Genomic DNA, 16640 nt, shown 5'->3' on the forward strand with positions numbered 1-16640 from the left:
CCGCCAGCGGCGACTACAACGCCGTTTCTTTACGCCCCATATAGCGCTCCTTCCACAATGCACCCGCCACGCCGATATCGAGGAACGGGGAGGGCGGCATAAAGTTTGCCTGCCCCAGCGACTGCATCGCCGCGATCAGCGGGTTATCCTGCCCGAGAGCCAGGTCGGCGAGCAGCGTCCCGGCGATGGTTTGTTTTGACACCCCGGCACCGTTACAGCCTCCGGCGGTCCACACCTGCGGCGCAAGTCGCCCCCAGACCGGCGCACCGTTGCGGGTCACGCTAATAGTCCCGGACCAGGTCCTTTCCAGCGGCACATCTCGCAGTTCCGGGTAGGCATTGTGGAATAACGCCAGATGCTGGCGCGCGGCGTTGGCGGTTTGTCCCGCAGTGATGACGCCCCGCAGCGCCGGATCAACATGCTGGCGAATCAAAAAACGATGATCTCGGGTATAGCGCAGCGTGGCCCCGGCGATGGCATTCACCGGCGTCAGCCCCCAGCTTTCCATTGCGGGCAGACGCTGGCGCTGTTCAGCCGTAAGCGGGGCGGTGATGCTGGCATAGGTCGCCATTGACGCCTGGCGACTTATCACTGGAGAGAGTTCACGAGAAAGCGCATTAGTCGCCAGCATAATCTGCCTGGCCTGAATCGTTCCCTGTAGGGTTGTCACCCTGATGCCGCCGTTTTCGTTGTGAATAGCCAGCGCTGGCGTCTGATGGTAAACCGTGACGTTTTCCGGGAGATGGCGCGCGAGGCCCGCAATCAGTTTTGCCGGATTCACCAGAATACAGCTGGGGGTATAGATGCCTTTACTGTAGATCCGAGTTCCCAGCTTCTGATACAGCTCTTCGCTATTCAACAGGCTGTAGGGTTCCTGCATAAGCTGAAGGTTATCAACGTACTCCTGCATAATGGCTTCGCTGGATGGGTCAATCTGGCAGTGATATTTGCCAACGTTTTCCCACTCACACTCAATCTGCTGTGCAGTCACCGTTTCTTCTAGCAGGCGGATCCCTTCCTGGAGCAGGGCGCGATAGTCCTGCGCTTTTTTCAACTCGGCGGTAGAGCTACCGATATTATGCGGCAGGCCAATAACAAACCCTGAATTTCGGGCAGAGGAACTGGTCGCCGCAGATTCGGCGTCAATAAGCACAATTTTCAGCTGCGGGTTGAAGCTGGCTAACCGGCGGGCAAAACTCACGCCAGCATAGCCGGAGCCAATGACGACCCAATCAGCGTTGATGTCTCCACTCAGCTGCGGTTGTATTTGGCGGTCAATCTCATTAAGCGGCCATCCCACCTGATTTTGATTGAAAGGGATTGATGCAAATTTCACGGTTATTCTCCCTGTGGCAAAAACACCTGCATGGCAGATGTGAATAAGCTCGCCGGACTTCGTTTTGTTGGTCTGGATATCGAGTCGGCAAGTACAGCATGCTGCCAGGACATCCCCTGAATAATCAATATTCTGAATGATAATCACCTAAGCAACAATTTTGCAGAATAACAAGGAACAGGCAAAATAACACCTCTTACCATATGGATATAAATTCATCTTGCGCCCCCCGCAGAATTTTATGACCCTCGCGCAGGCGCAGGCGCAGGCGCAGGCGCAGGCGCTGGAGGTGGAGGTGGAGGTGGGGCAGTTGGAAGCTGAATGAATCGCTGGTGTCAATGTGACAATCGGTTATCGTTGCGCGGGTTCATCCACTATTTTTTCGCATAGCCAGTTGAGACTCTCTTTAATCGATTTCCACCCCTCATCCTCCTGAATGGCGATGCCACCAAAGGTGGGGGTGCTTCTCGACTTCAGCATAAAGTACTGTATTCCCGCAAACAGGGTGGTAATGATGATATTCAGCTTCTCAACGTCGCCGGGGTAACCTTCTGCCAGTCGTACTTTAACGTCCAGCCCCCAGCGCTCCAGCGAAACGTTGAGGATCTCTGTCAGTACGTTAGGGCTGCTGACTTCCATCGCCAGGATTTCCTGCGTCAGCGGACGAGCACGCAAGGCATCAATGATCTTATCGATAAACAGCTGCAAGCGCGCGATGAAAGGCATGGCGGCAATATCATACCCGGCCAGAAGTTCATCGACGGAAGGCCAGAAACCGCCGTATGATCCAAACGCGGTCAACAGCTCATCAAGGCCACCAAAATATCGGTATATCAGGACCTTATCAACACCCGCTTCCCTGGCAACTGCGTTAATGCCAAGTCCTGCCGCCCCGTCACGGATTAATATATTGCCGACCGCATTAAGGATAATCCCCCGCGTTTTATTACGATCGCGCGGGGAATGGCGTTTTGCGGATTCTCGGGAAGACATTGACGCTCCAATTAAATGACCAGGTCAGGAAGGTTTCGGCGCGGCGAGAGCGGCGCAGGGTCAGCATACCCTATACGGGCAAGCATCTGTACCGTCTCTTTTTCTGGCATAACGGTTAAGACCTGGTAGAGCTTCTGCTGGCTTTCAATCATCGCAGGATAATCTTCCAGCGCTTGTGACATTGGCTGCAGGGCGATACCGAGCTGCGTGGCCCTTAAATGTAAGCGGACAAAGGCCCGTCCAGCTGCAATCTGCTGCGAGCGAGAGTTGCCTGTAGTGACCAGCCACACCCACCCCGCAGCGCTGCTTGCCTGCTGCTCACCCATTTCACGCATGCTTTTCATCATTGCCGAGTTTTGCTCGGGTACGCGGTCGCGTGGAAACATCCCCAGCCGCTCGGCCAGTTCGGGCAGGAATCCCTGAATGACGATACCATCACGGTAATGTTCTATCTCACGCCGTCCGATACGGGTGACCTTAAGCATTTCCAGCATGATTTCCGGTTGTTGCAAATCTATTCGCCAGGCCTCAGCGACCTGGGCGCTGATTTCAGATATTTTCCTGGTTTGCACGCTACCGTGGGCGACGGCGTCCCGGCGACTCCCGGCGGCGAGCAGCAGAGACAAGCGCTCCTCTGAAATTGACGCTGTCTGATGAAATGTCTCTCTATTGACCCGACGCGAAGCAGCGAAAGGCAACAATCCGTCCGGCTCCTGCGCGGCTTGCATCCGGGTAAAGATGAAGAGGGCGACAGGCTGATTTACATCTTTATTGGGCGCTAGTTGTTCCACCTCGCAGTGAACGCCATCGGCATTTGCCGCCATACACAGCAGTTCAATAAATCCGCCCAGGGAGATCATGGTTTGCCGACACTGCGGATCGGCTGCGGGTAACAGACTCCCGGTGTCGACATACAGCGCCATTTTGTCCGGTCGGGAAGTCAAAGCGACCTTCCAGGGCTGCATATTGTGCGAACTGGGGGCCCGTGCGGCCACCGCCAGCCAGCGATAGCGGGGATCGCCATCGTTGACTGGCGCAGCGATTACAGTTGATTTCAACGTGTTGCCGCAGCCGTTTAGCAAAGGCAAGAGCAGAATCGACGCGCCCCCCAGCAGGCGAAGAAATCGACGACGCCCTGTATTTTTATTTGTATGAGTCAACATAGTACTTCCCTTTATCACCAAGTGGTGATATTTACATTGTCACTCGTCGGTGACAATGTAAACACGGAAGGTAAAAAACTCTCGATGAGATCCAGGTTTTGTTGGCAGGAGGTGTATTCTTCTATTCACTGCCTGTTTCCGGCGAGCCGCCGCGAACGGCCGACAGGACGTGCAGTATAAAAGCCAAATTTGTCGTATGGCCTTTTTTGCTGGTATCGCTGCTTATTGGGCTGGCTTATTTGCAACCAACAATTAAGCTTACGACTGTTATTATGATCTTGGCGGCAATCGTGTTGATTGCCGGGAAATATTCCTCCCATAAAAGCCAATCAAACGATAAGCCGCTATTCGGACCTTTCACCTTTGATGAAATCAGCCCTGACTAACGGCGTTAAAAAATATATCTATTTCTTCCATATCTGCGATGCCATGATCGCCCGTAGTCCTCTCTCAACCGCACGATTATTCATTGTATCAAGGGATAAATTGCCAGACATCAATCTCAAGCTTCTGCATCTCGATCGGCATATCATCTACGAGCTGATTAGCCATTTCACGATCATTTTTTAAACAGTGGGTAAAGTAAGCATAAGATTTTTCATTAATTATGACTACATCTCAAACAATATGTATTAGGATTTTTCCTAGCGATAATTCCTAATACACTTCGCTGTAAAAAAACAATCATAAGATGTTGATTTTTATTAATTTAATTAAATTATCCTCAGCCAATCCTGGCCTTCAGGTATATGAGAATTAGAATATAACAAATTTACAGTCATACTTTTACACATATTGTCGTATTTATTTGCATAAACAGCATTTTATTCTGCATATTTTTATTAAAAAAAATTATTTACTCGCAATCGCTTTGTTGGTAGCGACTTGTATTTAATTGTAAGAATTTTCGCGTTAGTATTAATTCGCTGTCAGGAATAAACATAACTTAAGAAGTTGAGTATTTCCTCTGTCTCAATAGATATGAGCATCACTCTTCGTAAGTTATTTTTCAGGATGGTTATCCAGTAACTTTTAATATAACGGAATGTATTATGAAAATTAGCAAAATCGCATCTGCTGTTGTTCTTACTATGGGTGTCGCCTCTTTCGCAGCTCAGGCCGATCAGGGAAGCGGCAAGGTCACCTTCTGGGGTTCCATTATTGATGCACCGTGCTCAATCAAAAATGGTTACGGCGATCAGCGTATTGAACTGGGACAGATTTCCAATACTCATTTGGATAACGGCGGTATTTCTACTCCTCGTCCGTTCGACATTCAACTGGAAAACTGCTCTTTTGAACTCGACCCAGCGACGCAGGATCCACTGTATAACACCGTGAAGGTCACTTTCGCTGGCGGCAATGTCCCGGGTGACATGACAATGCTGGCAATCACCGGTCAGGCTGCTGGCGCTGGCGTGCGTATTCAGGATTATGCAGGTCAGCCGATTACTTTATTGACTCCGAGCGCTGGCCGTGGCCTGGGCATTGGCGACAATACCCTGAGCTTTAGCGCTTACCTTGAAAAAATCTCCACTGTAGCTAACGTGACGCCTGGTGATTTTGAAGCAGTAACCAACTTTACCCTGGCTTATGAATAAGGCGAGCCCTGTTCTCATGTAGCTTTATTCGGGCTGCATCTGCAGCCCGATATTCAGGAGCACAGTCATGGTAAAAAAATCGCGTTTCCTGGCATTGAGTTTGTTATTAGGGATATCTCCGTTGTCGGTAGCATCCGATCAGGGAATGGGCCTTGTCACGATGAATGGTCAAATTCAGGAGTCGGCCTGTTCTATTCATACTGACGACGTCTGGCAGGAAATTCCATTTGGTGTGATCTCTTATAACGATCTGAACCAGGAAGGAAAAGCAGTGATCAAGCCCTTTGCCGTACGTCTGGTGAACTGTTCACTGGAGCGTAGCCAGGGCGGCCTGTGGCAGAGCGTGAATATCACATTTGATGGGGAGACTGAGACTTTTCGCCCGGATATTTTTAGAGTACACGGCGATGCTCAGGGGCTGGGACTACGTATTCACAACCAGATTGGCGATCTGGCAAGGGCAGGGGAACCGATGCCCGAAGTCATGCTACAAAATGACAATAACGAATTACGCTATTTATTTTCGCTGGTGCGCAGCGGTAAATCGTTGTCGGAAGGTGACTGGTACGGAATTATTCGTTTTATGGTGACCTATCAGTAACGGAAAATACCATTGGATAAAAAACGGGTAAGCATATCTATGACGACTTATTCAGGTTATTTCCGGAATTGACACTTTCCCTTCGGTGAATTCTACCAGGCAATAAATGGATTAAAAAAATGAAAAAAAGCAGACCACCAGCTTTCTACCTGCGACGTCTGGGTATTTACATTGTTATTGCCATTTTTGGTTCTACATCACCGGTAGTGGCAGTAGAGTTCAATATGGATATTCTGGATTCAGAAGATCGCGAAAATATTGATTTATCCCGTTTTTCGAGGGCTGGCTATATTATGCCCGGGACCTACACGCTAAGTATGCGTCTGAATGAGCATGGTATATCCGATCAGGAAATTTCCTTTGTTGAAAGAACCCACGACGACCAGGTCGTTGTTGAAGCCTGCCTGACGCCCGCGCAGGTCGAATTACTCGGTCTGCGGGAAGATGCACTCAAAATGATCCAATGGCTCGACGATGGTCGCTGTGCTGATTTTATGGCGCTTGACGGACTCGTCCTGCGTGGTGACTTATCCGAATCCTCCTTACATGTCGCGGTACCTCAAGCCTGGTTGGAATATCAGGATGCCTCCTGGCTACCCATTTCCCGTTGGGAGGAGGGGATCCCGGGGATACTGGTCGACTACAACCTGAATACCAACGTCACCTGGGCACGCCAGGGTAACCAGAACCAAAATGCCAGCATTAGCGGCACCACGGGCGTTAATCTTGGTGCATGGCGTCTGCGTGGGGATTACCAGGGGAGTTATTACAATACCACCGGGCGCTCAGATAGTACCTCGCGCAATTTCGACTGGAGCCGTTTCTACGCCTATCGCGCACTGCCCGGCATTATGTCAAAGTTGACCGTCGGCGAGGATTACCTTTCTTCCGACCTTTTTGATTCGTGGCGCTATACCGGCCTGTCGCTGGTCAGCGATGAAAGCCAGCTACCGCCAAAGCTGCGCGGCTACGCACCTGAAGTATCCGGTATCGCGCGGACGAATGCTAAAGTGACCGTCAGCCAGCAGGGTCGGGTTATCTATGAAAGTACGGTTGCGGCCGGGCCATTTCGCATTCTGGAGCTGAGCAGCGCCCTGACCGGGCGACTGGATGTGCGGGTGGAAGAGCAAGATGGCTCCGTTCAGACATTTTCGGTTGATACCGCTCAGGTTCCTTATCTGACGCGACCAGGCCAACTGCGCTATAAGCTGACGACTGGTCGCCCGCGCGACTACAACCACAACACTCAAGGGCCGTACTTTGCCACGGGTGAGCTTTCGTGGGGTCTCTCTAACGCCTGGTCACTCTACGGCGGCGGCGTTTTCTCCCAGGACTATAACAGCGTGGCATTGGGGGCAGGGCGTGATATGAGCGTCTATGGCACCATATCCGCTGACGTCACCCATGCCAGTGCACGTTTTCCGGGGGATAAAAACCGACACGGGAGATCCTGGCGACTCAGCTATTCCAAACGTTTTGACGAAATCAGCAGTGAGGTAACGTTTGCAGGTTATCGCTTCTCTGAACGCGACTATCTCACCATGAGTGAGTACCTGGATATGCGCTACAAAGATGGGTATATCGGCAACAGTAAAGAGCTCTATACCATTCAGGCGACCAAGAATTTCGAAGATTTGCGCCTGTCGACACATATCAACTGGTCCCATCAAACTTACTGGAACCGCGCAGCAACCGATCGCTACAGCGTATCGCTTAATAAGTATTTTGACCTTGGCGACTGGCGACATCTGTCGCTGTCTCTAAACGCTGCGCGCAGTGAGTTCAACGGTCGCAAAGACGACAGTGCCTATATCTCACTCACCATGCCACTAGGGTCAGGTACCGCTGGCTACAACGGCAGTATGAGTCGAGATCGTTATACGCAAAATGCCAGTTGGAGCCAAAGACTGGATAACAACGATTATTACAGCATTAACGCCGGTAACAGTATTGGTGGTGGTCAAGGGACTCGTAGTCAGATGAGCGGCTACTACTCGCACCTGGGCAGCATTGCGGATGTAACCACCAACGTTAACTGGGCGCAGAGCCAATACACCTCTTTTGGTATCTCTGCCACCGGAGGCATGACCGCCACGCTTGAAGGGTTGGCGCTGCACTCCGGCGGCGTGCAAGGTGGTACGCGACTGATGGTGAGTACTGATGGCGTGAGCGGCGTACCGGTTGGCTATCAGGGTTATACCAATGCTTTTGGTATCGCGGTGATCCCCGGGGTGCCTAATTATTACCGAACCAGCGCTGAGATTGATGTTAACCGCCTACCGGACGATGTGGAATCAGCGGGCTCGCCTATTGCCGAGCTGGCGCTGACAGAAGGCGCTATCGGTTTCCGTCGTTTTGACGTCCTGAAGGGTGCCAAGGTCGTGGCGATTCTCAGTCAGGAGGACGGTCGCCATCCGCCGTTTGGCGCAACGGTACATAACGCAAAAGATCGCGAACTGCGCATGGTCAGCGACAGCGGTCTGGCCTGGCTAACCGGGGTAAATCCGGATGAACGCTTAACCGTGCACTGGGGCGGTTCCGCTCAGTGTGAAGTCGTACTGCCAAGAGTGCTCCCTGCACAGCAGTTGTTACTGCCTTGCAAGCCGATCGCTCGCGGCTGATAAAGTGAATGGTGATGTTATGAAAGTAAATAAAATGGCGATGACTATGCTGCTGGGGAGCCTGGCGGTGGGTCTTGTGAACGAAGCCGGGGCAGCGATTGCCCTGGACAGAACGCGGGCGATTTTCCCCGGTTCGGAAAAAAGCATGTCACTGAACATCACTAATGACAGTACTTCAATGCCATATCTGGCGCAGGGATGGATCGAGGATGATAAAGGGGCAAAGATTAGCGGTCCTCTGGTGGTTGTCCCCCCGCTGCAACGACTGGAAGCGAAAGGCAAGAGCTCAATGCGTATCAACGCGATGCCGGATGCAGCTATGTTGCCCCAGGATCGCGAGACCCTTTTTTATTTCAACGTGCGCGAAGTCCCGCCAAAAAGCGATCGACCGAATGTGATGCAACTGGCGCTCCACACCAAAATAAAATTGTTCTACCGACCGAAGTCTATCCTGCCGGAGAAATATAGCCGTTGGGATAACCAATTGGTGCTGCATAAAGTGAGCGGCGGTTATCGGGTAGAAAATCCTACGCCTTACTACATGACGGTGATTGGGATTACGGCAGCGCCAAAAATGGCCGTGGCAAAGGGATTTCAGACGGTGATGGTGCCGCCGAAATCGACAGCAATGGTCAATAGCTCGCACTATACCGCGCCGCACGTGACGACGATTAACGACTTCGGCGGTAAGCCAACTCTGCCGTTTAGTTGCAACGGTAATCTCTGCCGGGCTGCAGCCTCCCCGAGATCCTGATGGGCACCGGGGTTGTACACAGGAGAAGCCTGATGAAAAAAGGATTTGGTCGAACCACCCTGATGTTGTGGCTGTTGACCGCCGGGACTATTTCTACGGCAGGTGCCGCAAACTGGGATACCGATGGCCTCAATGGCGGACTGCGTGCTACCGGCACACTGGTCGCCTCACCGTGCGTGCTGTTACCTGAGTCAGCAGAACAACATCTCGATTTAGGCAGCACCGTCGCATGGGGGCTGGAGCAACCGGGGAGCACCACGTCGCCGGTGCAGGTTTACATCAAATTAGACCGCTGCCCTGGCGAATTTCAGTTTATGCGTGACCGCCAACTCATGCGGGGCTCAATGATGCTGAACGGGCAGTCCGCTGTGAAAATGACTATCTATGGCGAAGTGGAGCCCACGGATGGGCGCTTTTTCCGGGTACACGGCGGCGTGGAGGGCGTAGCGCTTCGTCTGAGCGACCGCCAGGGAGAACTTTTGCGACCCGGCATGCAGAGCCGACCACAGGTGCTTAATCCCGGTCGTAATGATCTGGTGTTTCAGGCCCAACTGTGGCGTCTTCCAGCACCGCTGATGGCCAACGAATGGCGCAGCGTGGTGAATATCGGGTTGGAGTACGAATAATGAAAAGACACATAGCGCGTACACTGAGCCTGACAGTTTTTCCCCTGATGCTATTGCTGACAGGTACTGTGGCCACTCATGCCGATACAGATGTTTATTTCTCCGGCAATCTGATTGCCGATCCTTGTGAGCTGCATGTGGACTCAGAAGATCAGATTGTCGATTTTCGCAACGTACCATCGAAAACGTTTATTCAATACCATCGTAGCGAACGTGAGCGTTTTTCAATCTGGCTAACGGAGTGCGATTTGTCGCTCGGAGACACGGTAACGGTGACCTTTATAGGCTCTGAGGATCTCTATCAGCCTGGGTTATTTGCCGTTACCGGAACGGCTGCCGGGATAGCCATTGCGCTTGAAGATGAGAGTGGCACCCCGGTGAAACCCAATGTCCCTATGCGTCCATCAGCATTGGTCGCAGGTGACACTTTTTTGAATTTCCAGGCTTTTATTTCTGCGCCAGTACATAGCCTGGTAAGGGAAGGGGATTTTGAGTGTATAACTACTTTTCTGCTGGAATATGATTAAAGACAGTTGGTTGTAAAAAAGCCATATATTGGCCTGACTTTAAAGCAGTCAGGCAATGTTATCAATGCGTTAATTATAGCGAATTAAGCATTTATATATTTTTATATCAAGATCTGTTTACTTCCTGATATTTGAACTGCAGGGAGTGATGGAATTAATAAGAAATAACTCTGGAGTTAATAGAAACAATGTTCAGATTAGGATGGATCGCAACGATCATTGCAGGCACATTTTTAACCGGCTGCGTCCCACAAAAGGCGCCATCTCTAGTCACGTCCTCAATTGAGGACGTAGCGCCGCCAACCAATGCAGATGGAGAGTTGGATATGGTGCAGTGTGAGAAAGAGCTTAGTGCTTTGGCGTCGGTAAACCAGGCAAGGCAAGTTGATCTCAAAGCTCGCTTTGAACGAGTGATGCACGGCGCATCGGGCTATACCGACGTTCGTGGTTCAATTAATCCAGAAACACGCAATGCCATTGATGCTTTGTATAAGTTTCAGGCGGTAAAATTGTGTTCGGAGATACGTGGAGAAATGCTGAACAGCCTGGCGGTAAAACCTACAGGTGAGCGTGTCGAATGAGCCGTAGAGCAGGGAGTGCTGTAGTTTTCATTCTCGGCATTGTTTTGATCCCCTGCTCCAGGGCAGATGTTTTGAACTATGCGCGTGAATGGACGTCTCGTGATAGTGAAAATAAAGCCGTCACGCAACCGCCAGTGCAGGAAGCGAAACCGTCCGCTCAGCGCCCAAAGGCTCAAGTACAGAGAGTCACCCCCACCAGGGATAAACCTAAGGAAAGAAAACCGGCTGCCATAAAGGAAAAAGCGGTCTTGTCGGCGACTACCGATAGTCAAGTTGCAAAAAGGACACCCGCAATGAAAGCTGACAGGCCAGTTATAGCGAAGGATGCCAATAGCCAAATGGATATAAAACTGCCTGACGCCAGAATTTTAGGCGGATGGATTAAATCCTTGATACGACATATATCACTTAACCCCTCTGATGCTGAAATACGTCATCTCTACCAAATGCAAAGTGATGAGTTACAAAGAGTTAATACTGCGTTGTCTAATAGCGACCAGGAAATGAGTCGCCTTACGAGTAAAGAACAAGAATTGCAGTCACTTATTGTTCGCGCCAGCGAAATGGAAGAAAAGAATGCACAGTGGCAAGTATTAACGCAGAAGTTACAGCAAAGTCTCAAAGAGGCGCAATATCCTTCATTGCCATCCACTGATGACGGGCTAGCGGATTTTGCTGCAGGTATGGCTATGGGGGTTGACGTGCTGGAAGTCCTTAAGCAACGTGATGAACAGGGGGTTTACGTTGATAAGTCACTATTTCTGGCAGGAATTTCTGAAACGGTACGCGGCGAGCGACGTCTGCCCCAGGAGCAATTTGAACGCCATCTCTCGCGGGCAAATTTGCGGGTAGAAGATGCCATGCAGAAATTAATTAAAGAGAAAGAAGTGCGGGATAACGAATGGTTGACGAAATTCATTAACGATAAAGACACTCTGAGTGCTGGGAAGGAAGCCTGGTATAAAATAGTTTATACCGGTGAGCAATTATTTCAGGGTGACCACTTAGCTGGAGAATTAACAATTTCGGTAAGCCGCCGTCTTTCAGACGGAACGTTGATTGCAGATTCCGATCTTTCCGGCCTGGTATTGCAGGAAAAGTTTATTGACCTTCCTGACTGGCTCCAGGTGGTGGTTAACGCGGTTCGTCTTCACGGGGAAGCTGAATTAGCGGTGAAAGTGAATGAATATGGTGACCCTTGGGAGCAGGGTACTCATGTGGAACATTGGCGAATTCGCGTGAGTGAACAGCAGGCAATGTAAATATCATGAACCAAACTTTACGTTACTTTTAATATATTGCGAACATCATCGCGATAGTTCATTAAATATTAATTGTATAATTATCCTAATGATTTATTTGTAAGGGTAACACTACCATCAAATCTTAAAAGGAGTAGAGAATAGTACATTATGTAAACAAAACACAGCTTCCCGTTCATATTGCGACTGAGAATAATTATTTTTCTCAGGGTATTATTTTTCTGCTAAAGGAGTTGTTTGAAGACGAGTATGGCGAGAATATTTCAATATATTTAGTCGAGGAACTAGAGGAAGCGGACCTGATCGTAAAAATGCAATCGCCGGGAGAAAAGGCATTTAACTGGGTGGATTGTGAACAGTTCAGTACGCAGGGTGACTATAAGCACACATTACTGAGCAAAAAGTGGGTCAGCGTCTATCCACGTAGTGAGCACTATGACCGAAATTTTCATTGCCCTGTAGTGAGTTCTGTTATCGCAATGAGAAACTCGGTTGCCACTATTCGTCGAAAATTATTCATGCTTTTTTTCGCCGACCTGATGTGTGGACCTCCGGACTTACGCAAACCGGGTTGTAGTACATGTCCTGGAACCTACCATTTGACATGGCGCGAGCAACTTCTATTAGGCTATTTAAGCAAGGGCTTAGGCCATAATGAAATCGCCATGAGAATGGGGTGTAGCATTAAAGCACTGAGTAGTTATCGCCGTTCTATCATGCGCAAAGTTAATATTGACAGATACAGCGATTTCGTTTTATGGCTGGGAAATAAATCCATCTCTGATAAATATTCAAAAGTTGTTAATCACCAGGCTCATGACGGTGGTGAATTCCAGCTTATTTGGGATATATCCTTTTCTGGTGATGTTGTTGAAGGTCTTGATGATAAAGATCGGGTATTACAAAGTATAAAGCGTTTAATTAATAAACGGTTAGGAAAAAGCGATTTTGATGATGAGGTCTGGTTAACAACTCGTGAAATTGCAAATGAAATGGATATCAGTATCTATAGCATGCGTTATTTATTATGCCAGATGGAAACTAACGGCAAAGTTGTAAGTATCAAAACGGGTAGAGGCAGAAGTAACACTCTACGTTGGAAACTAGCGAGTTGATTATTGCCCTGGCGATTTGACGCATTGTGGGCAGTATTAAAGCAACAGATTAATAGTGCGCTGGCTTTCAGGAAGTTTAGGAATGTTCATCGATGCTTTTCTGAAAATAGGCTGCGCACTAAGAAACCAATATGTACAGATATGCATAAATTGTAAATTATCTGAAAATGAAATGGATTTCACTCTTTGCTATCAGAGATGAAATATTTATGGTCCTGTAAGTGATACGACAGGTGAAAGTATGAAACTGAAATTAATGTCTTTTTTGGGTATTCTGCTGCTAACGGGAAGTCTGCATTCAGTTCAGGCTGCATTATCTGTGGAGCGCTCTCGTGTCATTTTTAATGAAGATGATAAATCGGTTGGGTTAAACGTAAAAAATAACAATATCCAGGATCCTTATCTTGCTCAAGGATGGATGGAAAACGAAAAAGAAGAAAAACTGAGTGGCCCATTGATGATATTGCCGCCCGTACAGCGTATTGAGCCCGATGGTAGAACGATGATCAGAATTCAACGGGTCGCTGATACCTCGAATCTTCCCAGCGATAGAGAAAGCGTCTTCTGGCTTAACTTACGCGAGATCCCGCCAAAATCAGATAAACCCAACGTTTTGATGCTAGCGATGCAGACTCGCATGAAAGTGTTCTGGCGTCCAAAGGGAATTAAGGTTGATCCGCTCCTTGACGTGGTGCCTGGCGCAGAAACGCTGACCCTGATTCGTAAGGGTGATAGCTATGAGGTCGTTAATCCGACAGCCTATCATTTTTCATTTGTCGAAGTGCGAAGCAGCCTGCACGGAAAAGGGCTAGATGACTTTGAACCAGTCATGGTTTCTCCGAAAGATAAAGCGGCGCTACCGCTACCCGCCTCCCGGATGGGAATTAACCCGGTGTTGATGTTTATCAATGACTACGGCAGCGCACGGTTGCTGCCTTTTACCTGTACTGGCAACCTCTGCCGAGCAGGGAAAGTGGCACAACCAAAGGAGGGCTAATATGACGCGCCAACACTCAACAACATTTCGGATGTGCCTGATGATGGCCGGAGCCATCCTGCTTCTTTCTGGCGAGCGAGTAACTGCTGCGGAAGGAGATACCACCACCATCAACGTCACAGGCACTCTGCTTGACGGCCCTCAGTGCGTTATTGATGGAAACGATACTGTAGACGTGAGGTTTGGCAATGACCTGATCACGCGCCTGGTCGACGGGGTGAATTATAAAAAAGAGATTCAATATGGTCTCACCTGTACCGGCCTGAACAGCAATGCACTCAAACTGACTATACGCGGCACTCTGGCGAGTTTTGGCTCCGGGCTTCTGCTGACCAACAAGGGAGGACTGGGCATACGCCTGTATAGCGGAAGTTCAGGTACCACACTCATGACCCCCGGTAGCTACGTTAACTTCAATGGGACAACCAATAAACCAAGGCTGTGGGCTGTACCCGTGGCTCAGAATAACGCCACGCTTACCGCAGGTCCGTTTGCTGGCACCGGCACTATGGTCATTGACTATCAGTGAAGCAACAGGAGAGATACACCATGAAACCCTTAAGCCTGCGTAATGTGTTGCTTCCCATTGGTTTTTTAATCAGCACCAGCGTTCTGGCTGATGCAACAGTGAACTTCAGCGGTATGTTGATCGAAGCGCCGCCGTGCGTCGTGCATAACAACAACGTCATCACCGTCAACTTTGGTAACGAGGTTATGACGACCCGTATAGATGGAGCACAGTATCGAAAGCTCATCGACTTCGATTTAGATTGCTCCATGGCGGTATCGTCAAGTCAGAAAGTGCGGATATCAGGCACTCAGGCCAGCTTTGACAGTACGGCGCTTGCGGGTGGTAAGACCGGGCTGGGTATCGCGCTGTACAACGGTAACACCCGCCTTAATGTGGGTTCCTGGGTGAATTTCACCGACCCCAATATTCCGAACCTGTACGCCGTCCCGATTAAACAAAGCGGTGTGACCCTGAGCGGCGGGCCGTTCAGAGTCGTGGCCTCTCTGGTTGTGGAGTATCAGTAAATGACGCAGAGAAACAAGTTAGTGAAACGCAACAGAACAAGGTATGTCCCGATTCTGCTGGCAGGTTTGATGACCGGTCCAGCGTTCGTTCAGGCTGCAGACCCGGAAAATCTCGAGTTTATCGGCACCCTGGTGACACCGCCGGCCTGTTCTATTAGCGAAGGGGGACCGGTCTATGTGTCGTTCGGTGATGTGCGGATAAAGAAGGTGGTGGAGGGGAATTACCGTGAAACCGTACCGTTATCCCTGAAATGTGAGGACACCACGCCGGCATGGCAGTTGCAGCTCAGCGTACGCGGCAATGCGGCTAGTTTTGACGCCGATAATGCCACCGTAGTGACCCCTGAACAGGCGAATCTTGGCGTAAAAATTTACCAAAACGGCCAGCCGTTTAAGCTGGGCGAGGCAATAAATATCAACAGCGTAACGTTACCGGGCATTGAAGCCGTCCTTGTTCAGCGCACCGGGGTGGAGTTAGTGGAGGGATTATTCAGCGCCACTGCGACCTTGCGGGCGGAATATCAATAACGCGATTGATGCACAGGAGAGTGCAGGTGAAGAAAAAGTTATTTCTGGCCGCGTTAGCGGCAGCCATGATACTGCCAGTGTCTGTCCCCGTGTACAGTGAAAACTATCGGTGGAAAACGATTACCAATGTAAGGTTAGTCCCTTTTGGTACGGGTGGTGTTGAGTGGATTATCACCACAGGCGATATTACTGTTAATTCAGGCAGCGTTAGTCTGGATTCTACAGTGAATTTTTTTGGAAATCATGAGGGTTTAATGATTGCAAATGCACTGACCTCCCAAGGCTATTTTTGGGGAACAGCGGATGTTGCCTCAAGTTATCCTCAACCGGCCCTCAGTGGAACCTGGCGGGAGGTACTCAACGCTAGCGTCGGCAGAGTTCGAAACCAAATTTCCATACGAAATTATGGTGTCGACGGAGGTTCTTCCACCGTCTGTTTCGGATATACGGATTTTGATCGCGAACTTGGTATCGTTGATTTTTCAAAAATTATTTATCCACCAGGTGCCGGTGCAGGAATAAATTGCGTTTCTGTACCACCATTGAACGAGTGGTGTGCCATGACCGTGCCCCGGGTGACGCTGAGCTTTGGTACGCTGATGCTTGACCAGGCGGTGGGGAAAACAGCGGACACCACGGTGGGCGTGTCCTGTACCTCTTCCTCGGTTAGTTATGTGCTGAAGCTACAAACGGGCAATACTTATATCCCGCTTAGCAACGGCATGCGTGCAAATCTGGGTCTCGGGACGACCAACTCGGCTCCAGGTAATACCACCTATTCCGGCTCCCAGTCCTCTCTGCGGTTAAGAGGAACGCTGGCGGGCACCCCGACTTCCGCAGGAGCCTTCAACGGAAACGGAGTGATGATGGTAGTTTATAACTAAGTCGGCCTTACGTTCC

At 49.9% G+C, this 16640-nt stretch carries 17 protein-coding genes; 14 read left to right on the forward strand and 3 right to left on the reverse strand.

The genetic code is table 11. The features are described from left to right. Positions 1-13: 13 nt before the first annotated feature. The 3 genes from AC07P6_RS15345 to AC07P6_RS15355 all read right to left on the reverse strand — a co-directional run bounded on the left by AC07P6_RS15345 (position 14) and on the right by AC07P6_RS15355 (position 3492). Positions 14-1336 carry an NAD(P)/FAD-dependent oxidoreductase gene (locus tag AC07P6_RS15345; protein WP_478316881.1) on the reverse strand — a complete coding sequence of 441 codons (1323 nt, stop codon included), beginning with the start codon at positions 1334-1336 and terminating at the stop codon, positions 14-16. A 351-nt stretch (positions 1337-1687) separates the two neighbouring features. After that, the gene (locus AC07P6_RS15350) at positions 1688-2329 is read right to left on the reverse strand and encodes a TetR/AcrR family transcriptional regulator (protein WP_478316883.1); all 642 of its coding nucleotides are present in this window, start codon (positions 2327-2329) and stop codon (positions 1688-1690) included. An 11-nt stretch (positions 2330-2340) separates the two neighbouring features. Then, entirely contained in the window at positions 2341-3492 is a 1152-nt protein-coding gene (locus AC07P6_RS15355) for an Acg family FMN-binding oxidoreductase (protein WP_478316885.1), read from the reverse strand. 1052 nt (positions 3493-4544) lie between these two features. On the opposite strand from AC07P6_RS15355, the gene AC07P6_RS15360 reads away from it, so the two are divergent. The 14 genes from AC07P6_RS15360 to AC07P6_RS15425 all read left to right on the forward strand — a co-directional run bounded on the left by AC07P6_RS15360 (position 4545) and on the right by AC07P6_RS15425 (position 16624). Further along, complete coding sequence (locus tag AC07P6_RS15360; RefSeq protein ID WP_434663856.1) at positions 4545-5093, forward strand: fimbrial protein; 549 nt, start codon at positions 4545-4547, stop codon at positions 5091-5093. Positions 5094-5160: 67 nt separating this feature from the next. Then, entirely contained in the window at positions 5161-5694 is a 534-nt protein-coding gene (locus AC07P6_RS15365; RefSeq protein WP_478316886.1) for a fimbrial protein, read from the forward strand. A 119-nt stretch (positions 5695-5813) separates the two neighbouring features. Then, on the forward strand, positions 5814-8315 hold the full coding sequence (locus AC07P6_RS15370; RefSeq protein WP_478316888.1) for a fimbria/pilus outer membrane usher protein: 2502 nt from the start codon (positions 5814-5816) through the stop codon (positions 8313-8315). A gap of 19 nt (positions 8316-8334) precedes the next feature. Beyond that, positions 8335-9069, forward strand: a complete 735-nt coding sequence (locus tag AC07P6_RS15375) for a fimbria/pilus periplasmic chaperone (RefSeq protein WP_434663850.1) — start codon at positions 8335-8337, stop codon at positions 9067-9069. A gap of 32 nt (positions 9070-9101) precedes the next feature. Continuing rightward, positions 9102-9695, forward strand: a complete 594-nt coding sequence (locus tag AC07P6_RS15380; RefSeq protein WP_434663848.1) for a fimbrial protein — start codon at positions 9102-9104, stop codon at positions 9693-9695. Further along, entirely contained in the window at positions 9695-10222 is a 528-nt protein-coding gene (locus AC07P6_RS15385) for a fimbrial protein (RefSeq protein ID WP_478316890.1), read from the forward strand. The genes AC07P6_RS15380 and AC07P6_RS15385 overlap by 1 nt, the downstream gene beginning before the upstream one ends. A gap of 188 nt (positions 10223-10410) precedes the next feature. Continuing rightward, positions 10411-10803 carry a hypothetical protein gene (locus AC07P6_RS15390; RefSeq protein ID WP_434663843.1) on the forward strand — a complete coding sequence of 131 codons (393 nt, stop codon included), beginning with the start codon at positions 10411-10413 and terminating at the stop codon, positions 10801-10803. Next, positions 10800-12065: an FKBP-type peptidyl-prolyl cis-trans isomerase N-terminal domain-containing protein gene (locus AC07P6_RS15395; protein ID WP_434663840.1), complete on the forward strand. Its 1266-nt coding sequence runs from the start codon at positions 10800-10802 to the stop codon at positions 12063-12065. The genes AC07P6_RS15390 and AC07P6_RS15395 overlap by 4 nt, the downstream gene beginning before the upstream one ends. Positions 12066-12298: 233 nt before the next feature. Next, positions 12299-13180 (forward strand): LuxR C-terminal-related transcriptional regulator, encoded by an 882-nt coding sequence (locus AC07P6_RS15400; RefSeq protein ID WP_478316892.1) that lies wholly within the window; start codon positions 12299-12301, stop codon positions 13178-13180. A gap of 241 nt (positions 13181-13421) precedes the next feature. Then, on the forward strand, positions 13422-14177 hold the full coding sequence (locus AC07P6_RS15405; protein WP_478316893.1) for a fimbrial biogenesis chaperone: 756 nt from the start codon (positions 13422-13424) through the stop codon (positions 14175-14177). 1 nt (position 14178) lies between these two features. After that, positions 14179-14706: a fimbrial protein gene (locus AC07P6_RS15410; protein ID WP_434663833.1), complete on the forward strand. Its 528-nt coding sequence runs from the start codon at positions 14179-14181 to the stop codon at positions 14704-14706. A gap of 20 nt (positions 14707-14726) precedes the next feature. Beyond that, positions 14727-15212: a fimbrial protein gene (locus tag AC07P6_RS15415; RefSeq protein ID WP_478316895.1), complete on the forward strand. Its 486-nt coding sequence runs from the start codon at positions 14727-14729 to the stop codon at positions 15210-15212. After that, entirely contained in the window at positions 15213-15740 is a 528-nt protein-coding gene (locus tag AC07P6_RS15420) for a fimbrial protein (protein ID WP_478316897.1), read from the forward strand. A gap of 26 nt (positions 15741-15766) precedes the next feature. After that, positions 15767-16624, forward strand: a complete 858-nt coding sequence (locus AC07P6_RS15425; protein WP_434663824.1) for a hypothetical protein — start codon at positions 15767-15769, stop codon at positions 16622-16624. The last annotated feature ends 16 nt before the right edge of the window (positions 16625-16640 follow it).

Source organism: Klebsiella sp. GFKo11, assembly GCF_056490265.1.